Source organism: Streptomyces sp. NPDC059564, assembly GCF_042735575.1.
Taxonomy (GTDB): Bacteria; Actinomycetota; Actinomycetes; order Streptomycetales; family Streptomycetaceae; genus Streptomyces.
In genome coordinates this window covers 23,143-29,904 of sequence record NZ_JBHWBP010000070.1, presented here as the reverse complement: position 1 = coordinate 29,904, position 6,762 = coordinate 23,143, and the positions used below count along the sequence as shown (strand labels likewise).

The following is a 6,762-nucleotide window of genomic DNA, read 5'->3' as shown; positions in this document are numbered from 1 at the left end:
CCCCGGACGGCACCCCACCCCGCCCCCGGCCCCGCAGCTACCGCTTCCGACCCGCAGCCCCGCCCCCGGTCGCAGCCCCCGCCGCCCCGATCAACCGCCGGAGGCCCCCGGCAGGGTCAGCACCGCCAGTGCCCCGCCCCCCTCCGCACCCCGGAACTCCAGCGAAGCGCCGATCGCCTCCGCCTGCCCCACCGCGATGGTCAGCCCCAGCCCGTGCCCCTTGCCCCCGCTGCGGAACCGCTGCGGCCCGTGCGCGAGGAGATAGTCCGGGTACCCGTCCCCGTGGTCCCGTACCGTCACCACCGGCCCGTCCACCGTCACCACCACCGGCCCCCGCCCGTGCTTGTGCGCGTTCGCGACGAGGTTCCCCAGCACCCGCTCCAGCCGCCGCCGGTCCGTCTCCACGTGCGCGTCCCGGACGACGACCACCTCGGTGTCCGTCCCCGACGCCCGCACCACGCGCCGCGCGAGCCGTGCCAGCTGGTGCAGATCGGTGTCCACCCGTTCGCTCCCGGAGTCCAGCCGGGAGATCTCCAGCAGGTCCTCCGTCAGCTGCCGCATCGTGCGGACCCGTTCCCGTACCAGCTGTGTGGGCCGCCCCTCCGGCAGCAGCTCGGACGCCGCCTGCAAACCGGTCAGCGGCGTGCGCAGCTCGTGGGCGACGTCCGCCGTGAACCGCTGCTCGCTCAGCAGCTTCGCCTGGAGGGTTCCCGCCATCGTGTCCAGCGCCCCCGCGACGGTGGAGACCTCGTCCTGGTGCCGCGAGGGGTCCTTCGTCCGCGGGTCGGCCACCCGCGCGTCCAGGTCGCCGCCCGTGATCCGGCGGGCGACCGTCGCCGTCTGGTGCAGCCGTCGCGTCACCCGCGTCACGGCGAAGGCGCCCACCAGCAGGGTTCCGCAGATCGCCAGCACCGAGGAGCCGATGATCGCGTTGTCCAGCCCCCGGATCGTCCGCGCGCTCTGCCCGTAGTCGATGGCGGTGGCCAGCGCCCGCCCGTCCGCCGGAGCGGCCGCCCACATCAGGGGCTCCCCCCGGTGGTCCGCGACGAGCGTCGCGCGGTGCCCGCTCACCGCCAGTGCCCGCAGCTCCGGCGGCAGCCCCGCCGGGTCGAGGCCCGAATCGGGCGGCAGGGCCTCGCCGGCCTCGTACGCGCGCGAGGCGTCGTGCAGCTTGGCCAGCGCCTTGTCGCGGGCGGTCGCGACGGTCTGCCGGGTCACCTGCACGTGGACGAGCGCGCCCAGCACCGCCGCCAGCGAGCAGCACATCACCACGATGAAGCACGCCGACTTCCAGGTCAGGGTCGCCGTCCAGGCGGGCAGCACCCGTCTCACGGGGCGGCTCCGATACCGGGGGCACCGGCGGCCGTGGAGCGCGCCGGCGCGGGCATCCGTACGATCTGCTCGCGCGTCGGCAGCATCGTCCTCTGCTTCTCGTCCCAGGACCAGGCGGTGATCAGCTCGTACCCCGGGTTGCCGCTCGGCACCCGCAGGATCACGTCCCGCCCGGCCAGTTCGACGGCGATGACGGTCTGCGTGGTCGCCATGATCCGGTTGAGGCGTCCGTCGGGGTCCGCCGTGTACACGCGTACGGACATCATCTTGTCGGGGAACTCGACGCCCACCACGACCTCGTCCCTGCCGTTCCCGGTGAGGTCCCGGTAGTACGGCTCGAGCACCGGGCACGCCCCCGGCTCCTCCTGCGCCGTCCGGCACGCCCTGATCGCGGCCGCGGTCTCCGCGGGCATCCCGTCCGCCCCCGTCACGCTGCCGGGATGCGCCCGCAGCTCCGCCTGGACGAGGGCCACCGGGTCGACGGTGTGCACGTTCTGGTCGGCCACCCTCGGCAGGCCCTGTACGTACTCCGGCGGCGCGCCCCCCGGATCGGCGGGCGGTACGTCGGCACCCTTGCGCTCCGGCCACAGGTGTACGGGTCCGCTCGCGGTCGGCGTCGGCCCGGCGGAGGCGAGCCCGCCGGTGTTGCCGCAGGCCGTCAGCGACAGCGCGGACAGCAGGGCCAGGAGCAGGACGGCACCCGCGCGCGGCGGCGGAATTCGCACGGTGAAGGGCCCTCCTCTGCGCGGCACGCGGTCGGCTCCGGTCGATGTTCCATCAACCTTATGCAGACATACGCCCCTTTTGTCGACGCGTCCGACGGGCGGACGGGGAGGCAGGGGAGCGGCCGGGCGGGGGATCAGCCGTCGGTGCGCCCGCGCCGCAGCATCGCGAAGCCCAGCCCGGCCGCGCCGACGGCCGCGATGCCGCCGCCCGCCGCGAGCAGGAGCACGCCGTCGCCCGGGCCGTCGGCGATCGTGTTCAGCCGCAGCGCCTGCACGGTGCCGGTCGCGGCCGCGCCGTCCTGCGCGGAGGCGGGCAGCACCCGGCCGCCGACGCCACCGTGCCGGGTCCCGGTCTTGTGCCCGTCGCCGGCCACCGTGTGGGAGCCGCCCTCCGGGAGGGTCTCGCCGACCCAGGAGGAGAGCCGCCCGTCGGGCCGCAGTGCGGCGTGCAGCTCACCGGTGCCGCCGAAGCCGGTGAAACCGTCCCGGCTGCTCAGCGTCGCCACCGTGGCACCCGCGCGCAGGATCTCGGCCTGGTACGCGTCCTTCGCGACCCGGTACACCTTCGCGGTCGAGCGGCCGTCCGCCAGGGACAGGCTCTTGACCAGCGTCCGCTGCGTCCCGGAGGCGGCCGGCACCCCGTCGGCGAACGCCGCGCCCGCGGGCAGCGCCAGCAGACCTGCGGCACAGGCGGCGGTCACGGCGGCGGCGCGAACGGTCGAGCGGCGGCTGACGGTACTCACGGGAATCCTTCGGCGCTGGTCAGGGCCCGGCGTGTCCGGGCGGCATAAAGGTAGGCCCCGGCCGTTGCGGTACAGCGGTGTTCTTGTAACAGCGAGGCCGCAACGAGCCGACGGAGCTGTTACACAACGGAGGGATTGCCGTGGACGGCCCCGGCTGCTCCCATGGACGGTGGGGGTGAGGCCGATGCGCGGACTCAAGGTGGCGCCGAGCGGCCGGCCGGGCCGCGGCCGGCTCTACGTCAACCGGCCCGACGGCCGGGCGGTGGCCTGGTACGACCGGCGGACCAACCGGATCAGCGTCCTCGCCGACGACCAGCGCGAGGCGGTACTGGCGGCCCTGCGCCCGTACCTGACCGGCGACTGGACCATCGGACCGCCCCCCGTCCCCACCCCCGCCGACCTGCGCCGCCTCGCCCTTCCGCCCGACCAGGACCTGGCCCCGAACCGTCCCGGCGAAGGGCTGCTCGGCGAGCTCGCGTACGGATCGCCGGGCAGCCGGGCCCGCCACCGGATGCGGCAGGAACTCCAGGCGCGCGAACGGATGGGCGCCGAGCTGGACGCCCTGGAAGAGGAGGGGGCGGACTGGCGGGCCCTGCACGACATCCCGCTGCCCGGCCTCGGGCTGCTGGACCACCTGCTCATCGGCCCGCCGGGCGTCCTCGCCATCCGTACGGTCCCGGGCCGCCGCCAGCGCGCCCGCGTCGGCGACCTGCTGCTCACGGTGGGCCGCGCCGAACCCCGCCCGGACCCCCGCTGGATCCGCCGCGCGGCGGCCTGCGCGGCCCGGGTGCTGACCGCGCCGGTCACCCCGGTCCTGGCCCTGACCGACGCCTCCCGCGTCGAGGTGGCCCCGACGGTCCGCGACATCCTCGTCCTCCAGCCCCCGACCTCGTCCACCACCCTCACAGCGCCCCCGGCCACCCTCAAACCCCCGGACATCGAAGCCCTGTTCACCCTGGCCCGCACCCACCCGACCTGGACGGCGCCGTAGGGCTCAGAAGCCGGCCCCTCGGACGAACAGCTTGAGGGACTGGACGGGCGGCCCTGCGGATCAGGCCGAACTCCGCTTGCGGGGCGCTGCCTTCTTCGTCGTGCCGGCGGCGGCCTTCTTCGTGGCGGCCGAACTCGACTTCGTGGCCGCCGAGGTGGACTTCGCGGCGGCCGGGGTGGACTTCGTGGTGCGCGACGTGGACTTGGTGGTGGCCGGCTTGCCCGCGGCGGCCGTCTTCTTCGTCGCCGCGGTGGTCTTCTTGGCGGTGCCCGCCGACGCCGTCGACTTCTTGCCGCCCACCGTCTTCGGGGCGGCCGCCGTCTTGCGGCGGATCGGGGTGACCTCCGCACCGGCTCCGGTGTCCGCGCCGTCCCCGGCCCGGGAGGCCTTGGCCGCTCGTACGCTGTTCTCCAGCGCCGCCATCAGGTCGATCACCTGCCCGCCGGCCGGTTCCGCCACCGCCTCCGACGGTTCGAACCCCTCGCCCGCCTTCGCCGCCAGCATGGCCTCCACGGCCTCCCGGTAGTCGTCGTGCAGCGAGGAGATCTCCACCTCGCCCAAGGTGGCCATCAGTGCGTCGGCCAGGTCGAGTTCGGCCTCCCGTACGGTCACCTCCGCCTCCGGGGCCACGCCCTCCGGCGCCCGGATCTCGTCGGGCCACAGCAGGCCGTGCATGGCGATCACGTCGTCGACGACCCGCAGCATGCCGAGCCGCTCCCGCCCCCGCAGGGCGTACTTGGCGATGGCCACCTTCCGGCTCCGCTTCAGCGCCTCCCGCAGCAGCGTGTACGGCTTCGCCGCCGTGGCGCCGTTCGCCGCGAGGTAGTACGCGGCGTCCATCTGCAGCGGATCGATCTCGTCGGCGGGCACGAACGACACGATCTCGATCGTCTTCGCGGTCGGGATCGGCAGCCGCGCCAGGTCCTCGTCCGTGATCGGCACGATCGACCCGTCCGCCTCCTCGTAGCCCTTGCCGATCTCGGCGGTCGGCACCTCCTCGCCGTCGAGCTCGCAGACCTTGCGGTAGCGGACGCGGCCGCCGTCGGACACATGGATCTGACGGAAGGAGATCGAGTGGCTCTCGGTGGCGTTCACGAGCTTGATCGGAATGCTGACCAAGCCGAAGGAGATCGCCCCGTTCCAAATGGATCGCACGGTTCCTCCTGATTCGTGGCAATCTCATCGTATGACGCCGATCACCATGGTGGAGGGGCGTCGCATCGCGCTCAGCAACCTGGACAAGGTCCTGTACCCGCGGACCGGTTTCACCAAGGGCGAGGTGCTGCACTACTACGCCACCGTCGCGGGCTCCCTCCTCGCGCACGTCCACGACCGCCCGGTCTCCTTCCTCCGCTATCCCGACGGCCCCGACGGACAGCTCTTCTTCACCAAGAACCCGCCGCCCGGTACCCCCGACTGGGTGAAGACCACGCCCGTGCCCCGCTCCGAGGACGAACGGGCCGAACAGGTGATCGTCTCCGACTTGCCCACCCTCATGTGGGCCGCCAACCTCGTCGTGGAGTTCCACACCCCCCAGTGGACGGCCGGCAGCCCGGCCGTCGCCGACCGGATCGTCCTCGACCTCGACCCCGGCCCGCCCGCCACCGTCGTCGAGTGCTGTACCGCCGCCCTCTGGCTGCGCGAACGCCTCGCCGCCGACGGCCTGGAGGCGTACGCCAAGACCTCGGGCTCCAAGGGCCTGCACCTGTCCGTCGCCCTGGAGCCCACCCCGTCCGCGCGGGTGTCCGCGTACGCGAAGGCCCTCGCGCAGGAGGCCGAGGCCGCCCTCCCCGGCCTCGTCGTGCACAGGATGGCCAGGGCGCTGCGCCCCGGCAAGGTGTTCGTGGACCACAGCCAGAACGCCGCCGCCAAGACCACCGCCGCCCCCTACACACTGCGCGCGCGAGCCCTGCCGACCGTCTCCGCGCCCATCTCCTGGGCGGAGGCCGAGGCCTGCGAGGACGCCTCCGACCTGGTGTTCCTCGCCGACGACATCCCGCCCCGACTGGCCCGCGACGGCGACCTGCTGGCCCCCCTGACCGACCCGGACCGGGCCGGGAGGCTGCCGTGATCCGGGTGGCACTGGCCGCGGCCGTACGGACCCTGCCGCGCGGGGCCGGACTGGCGTACGAGCCGAAGTTCGACGGCCACCGCCTCCTCGTGCGGCGCACGGCGGCCGACGTGGTGCTCCAGGCCCGCTCCGGCCGGATCGTGACCGGCGCCTTCCCCGATCTGGCGGCAGCCGCCCGGCAGCTGCCCGCCGGGACCGTCCTGGACGGGGAGGTGGTCGTCTGGCACGCGGGACGGACCGACTTCGCGCTGGTCCAGCGGCGCGCGGCGGCCGCGACGCAGGCCCGGGCCGCGGTGCTGGCGCGGTCCCTGCCCGCCTCGTACGCGGCCTTCGACGTGCTGGAGCTGGCCGGGCTCGACGTGCGGTCCCGGCCGTACGAGCGCCGCCGGGCGCTCCTGGTCGACCTGCTGCTGCCGCTGGGCCCGCCGCTGCAGCCGGTGCCGATGACCACCGACGCGGAGCTGGCGCAGACCTGGTACGAGACCCTGCCGGCCAGCGGCATCGAGGGCCTGGTCGTCAAACGGCTCGACGAGGCCTACCCGGCCGGCCGGCGCGCCTGGCGCAAGCTCCGGCACACCGACGTTGCGGACGCGGCCGTGGTCGGCTTCACCGGCACTCCGAAGCGCCCGAAGGCCCTCGTCCTGGTGCTGCCGGGGGAGGACGACGAGGAGCCGCTGGTGTCGAGCCCGCTGTCGCCGGGGCTGCGTACGGAGCTGCTGGCGGCCGTCGCGGCCCGTACGGCGGCGGCCCCGGCCGGGGCCACGGTCACCGCGATCGGCTTCGGCGAAGTGCCGTTCCACCGGCTGGACCCGCCCCTGGCCGCCGAGGTCCGGCGCAGCTCGGCCCGGCACCCTCCGCCGGAGGTGCTCCGGCTGCGGACGGACCTCTGACCCGCGGGGG

General features: G+C 74.7%; 7 protein-coding genes. 3 read left to right on the top strand and 4 right to left on the bottom strand.

All coding sequences use genetic code 11. The features are described from left to right. Window positions 1-90: 90 nt before the first annotated feature. The 3 genes from ACFV0Q_RS15295 to ACFV0Q_RS15285 form a co-directional block, all read right to left on the bottom strand. Entirely contained in the window at window positions 91-1,332 is a 1,242-nt protein-coding gene (locus tag ACFV0Q_RS15295; protein ID WP_385005334.1) for an ATP-binding protein, read from the bottom strand. Continuing rightward, the gene (locus ACFV0Q_RS15290; RefSeq protein ID WP_385005332.1) at window positions 1,329-2,057 is read right to left on the bottom strand and encodes a hypothetical protein; all 729 of its coding nucleotides are present in this window, start codon (window positions 2,055-2,057) and stop codon (window positions 1,329-1,331) included. The genes ACFV0Q_RS15295 and ACFV0Q_RS15290 overlap by 4 nt, the downstream gene beginning before the upstream one ends. A gap of 134 nt (window positions 2,058-2,191) precedes the next feature. Further along, window positions 2,192-2,800 carry a hypothetical protein gene (locus ACFV0Q_RS15285; protein WP_385005330.1) on the bottom strand — a complete coding sequence of 203 codons (609 nt, stop codon included), beginning with the start codon at window positions 2,798-2,800 and terminating at the stop codon, window positions 2,192-2,194. Between the two features lie 184 nt (window positions 2,801-2,984). On the opposite strand from ACFV0Q_RS15285, the gene ACFV0Q_RS15280 reads away from it, so the two are divergent. After that, window positions 2,985-3,791, top strand: a complete 807-nt coding sequence (locus ACFV0Q_RS15280) for a nuclease-related domain-containing protein (protein ID WP_385005328.1) — start codon at window positions 2,985-2,987, stop codon at window positions 3,789-3,791. 60 nt (window positions 3,792-3,851) lie between these two features. On the opposite strand, the gene ACFV0Q_RS15275 is transcribed toward ACFV0Q_RS15280, so the two are convergent. After that, entirely contained in the window at window positions 3,852-4,946 is a 1,095-nt protein-coding gene (locus ACFV0Q_RS15275) for a Ku protein (protein ID WP_385005326.1), read from the bottom strand. A gap of 31 nt (window positions 4,947-4,977) precedes the next feature. Here ACFV0Q_RS15275 and ligD point away from each other — a divergent pair, with 31 nt between their 5' ends. Both ligD and ACFV0Q_RS15265 read left to right on the top strand, forming a co-directional pair. Then, window positions 4,978-5,862 carry a non-homologous end-joining DNA ligase gene (gene ligD / locus ACFV0Q_RS15270; protein ID WP_385005324.1) on the top strand — a complete coding sequence of 295 codons (885 nt, stop codon included), beginning with the start codon at window positions 4,978-4,980 and terminating at the stop codon, window positions 5,860-5,862. Continuing rightward, on the top strand, window positions 5,862-6,752 hold the full coding sequence (locus tag ACFV0Q_RS15265) for an ATP-dependent DNA ligase (protein WP_385005339.1): 891 nt from the start codon (window positions 5,862-5,864) through the stop codon (window positions 6,750-6,752). Before ligD ends, ACFV0Q_RS15265 begins: the two co-directional genes overlap by 1 nt. Window positions 6,753-6,762 lie beyond the last annotated feature (10 nt).